2 protein-coding genes are annotated in these 3,297 nt (G+C 71.3%); both read left to right on the forward strand.

The window, feature by feature from the left end:
* A partial coding sequence (locus tag BZY54_RS24075; RefSeq protein WP_107419787.1) for a discoidin domain-containing protein occupies window positions 1–2,480 on the forward strand: 2,480 nt, incomplete at its 5' end.
* 265 nt (window positions 2,481–2,745) lie between these two features.
* Window positions 2,746–3,297, forward strand: a 552-nt coding sequence (locus BZY54_RS24080; protein ID WP_086727419.1) for a DinB family protein, incomplete at its 3' end; no start/stop codon positions are given.

Genomic DNA, 3,297 nt, shown 5'->3' on the forward strand with positions numbered 1-3,297 from the left:
CCCCCGCCGCCACCGCGGCGGAGGCACCGCTGTCCCAGGGCAGGACCGCGACGTCGTCCTCCGACGAGAACGGCGGCACCCCGGCGGCGTACGCCGTCGACGGCGACACCGGCACCCGCTGGTCGTCGGCCGCCAGTGACACCCAGTGGCTCCAGGTCGACCTGGGCGCGACCGCCTCCGTCACCAAGGTCGTCCTCGACTGGGAGACCGCCTACGGCAAGGACTACAAGGTCCAGATCTCCGCGGACGGCAGCAACTGGACCGACCTGAAGTCCGTGACCGGCGGCGACGGCGGCACCGACACTCTGGACGTCTCCGGCCAGGGCCGATACGTCAGGATGTACGGCATCCACCGCGCCACCCAGTGGGGCTACTCCCTCTGGGAGTTCCAGGTCTTCGGCACCACCGGAGGATCCACGCCCTCCTCGTGCGGCACCGCCGACGCCGCCAGGGGAAGGCCCGCCTCGGCCTCCTCGACCGAGAACGCCGGCACCCCCGCCTCCGCCGCCTTCGACGGCGACCCGGGCACCCGCTGGTCCAGTGCGGCCTCCGACCCGCAGTGGGTTCAGGTGGACCTCGGCTCGGTCCAGGACCTGTGCGGGGTGGACCTGACCTGGGAGGCCGCCTACGCCAAGGAGTTCCAGATCCAGGCCTCCGCCGACGGCCGCAGCTGGACCACGCTGAGGAGCGTCACCGGCGCCACCGGTGGCACCGCCTCCTACGACGTCAGCGGCTCCGGCCGGTACCTCCGCGTCTACGGCACCGTGCGGGCGACCGGCTACGGATACTCCCTGTGGGAGGTCGCCGTGCACACCGGATCCTCCGGCTCCACCCCGCCGGTCCAGGGCGGCGGCGACCTCGGACCGAACGTCATCGTGGTCGACCCCTCCACCCCCGGCCTCCAGCAGAAGTTCGACCAGGTCTTCGCCCAGCAGGAGTCCGCCCAGTTCGGCACCGGCCGCTACCAGTTCCTGCTCAAACCGGGCACCTACAACGGCGTCAACGCCCAGATCGGCTTCTACACCTCCGTCTCCGGGCTGGGCCTGAACCCCGACGACACACAGATCAACGGGGACGTCACCGTCGACGCGGGCTGGTTCAACGGCAACGCCACGCAGAACTTCTGGCGTTCGGCGGAGAACCTCGCCATCCGGCCGGTGAGCGGCACCGACCGGTGGGCCGTGGCACAGGCGGCACCCTTCCGCCGGATCCACGTCCAGGGCGGCCTCAACCTCGCCCCGAACGGCTACGGCTGGGCCTCCGGCGGCTACATCGCCGACTCGAAGATCGACGGCACCGTCGGCCCGTACTCCCAGCAGCAGTGGTACACCCGTGACAGCTCCGTCGGCGGCTGGACCAACGGCGTGTGGAACATGACGTTCAGCGGTGTACAGGGCGCCCCGGCGACCAACTTCGACTCCGGCCCGTACACCACGCTCGACACCACACCGGTCTCCCGCGAGAAGCCCTTCCTGTACCTGGACGGCAGCGCCTACAAGGTGTTCGTGCCCGCCAAGCGCACGGGCGCGCGCGGAGTGTCCTGGCCGGCGAACGCGGGCACCTCGATCCCGCTCGACCAGTTCTACGTGGTCAAGCCGGGAGCGACCGCGGCGACCATCAACCAGGCCTTGGCCCAGGGGCTCAACCTGCTGTTCACGCCGGGCATCTACCACCTCGAGCGGACCATCCAGGTCACCCGGCCCGACACCGTGGTCCTCGGCCTCGGGCTGGCCACCCTCGTACCCGACAACGGCGTCGACGCCATGCACGTGGCCGACGTCGACGGCGTCCGGCTCGCCGGGTTCCTGATCGACGCCGGTCCCGTCAGCTCCGACACACTGCTGCAGATCGGACCGGCCGGCTCGTCCGCCGACCACTCCGCCGACCCCACCACCATGCAGGACGTGTTCGTCCGCATCGGCGGCGCCGGACCCGGCCTGGCCACCAACTCGGTCGTGGTCAACAGCGACGACGTCGTCATCGACCACACCTGGCTGTGGCGCGCCGACCACGGCAGCGGCGTCGGCTGGGACACCAACCGGGCCGACTACGGCCTGCGCGTCAACGGCGACGACGTGCTCGCCACCGGCCTGTTCGTCGAGCACTACAACAAGTACGACGTCTACTGGAACGGAGAGCGCGGCCGGACGATCTTCTTCCAGAACGAGAAGGCCTATGACGCCCCGAACGCCGCCGCCATCACCCACGACGGCATCGTCGGCTACGCGGCCTACAAGGTCGCCGACTCGGTCACCACGCACGAGGCGTGGGGCCTGGGCAGCTACTGCAACTACACGGCCGATCCGACGATCGTCCAGGCCCACGGCTTCCAGGTGCCCGTCAGGACGGGCGTCGTCCTGCACGACGTGCTCGTGATCTCGCTGGGCGGCAAGGGTCAGTACGCCCATGTCGTCAACGACACCGGCGCACCCACCTCGGGAACGGACACCGTGCCCTCCAAGGTCACACGGTTCCCCTGACCGGGACGCGATGAACGGCCGGGACGCGATGAACGGCCGGGCCGCACCACACGACCCGGCGACGGCGTGCGGCGGGCCCCGCGACGGGCCCGCCGCACGCCCACGGGAAAAGGAGGAGCGGCGCGGCACCGGCTGTGGCAGCGTGGCGGGTCGGCCGCCCGGTCCGGTCCCCAGTGGGCCCTCACCCCGTCGACAGGAGCACCGCGTGACACCCAGCCGCCTGGCCCCGCTGCTGGAGCAGTTCGACTTCGCGCGCCGGCGCCTCATGGACCGTATGACGGGGCCGGTCGTGGACAGCGGCAACGGCACCGACGTCGAGGTCGGCCCCATGACCGACGACGAGTACCTCTGGGAGCCGGTACCCGGCTGCTGGTCGGTCCGGCGGCACTCGGAGGGCCCCGGGCCGCGCGCGACCCTCCTGACCGGCACGGGCGACTGGGGACGCGACGCCGCACCCGCCCCGCACCCCTCGCCGCCGCCCTTCACCACCCTGGCATGGCGGCTGACCCATCTCAGTGAGATGCTGACCCTGCGGGCCGACCACGTGGCCGGCAGCCACACGCTGACCAGGGACGACTACCGCGTCAGCGGAGACGCGGCGGGCGCGGTCGCGGCTTTCGACGCCGGAGCCGCGGCATGGCGCCAGGCCCTGCTGTGCACCGACGACACCGCGCTCGACAAGGTGGGACACAGCACCTACCCCCACGGCAGCGACCCGGAGGACGTGTTCATCGACGTCGTCTGGTGGGTGAACCAGGAACTGCTGCACCACGGAGCCGAGATCGCCCTGCTGCGCGACCTCTTCCGCGCACGGCGG

The organism is Streptomyces carpinensis, assembly GCF_002154505.1.
Taxonomy (GTDB): Bacteria; Actinomycetota; Actinomycetes; order Streptomycetales; family Streptomycetaceae; genus Streptomyces; species Streptomyces carpinensis.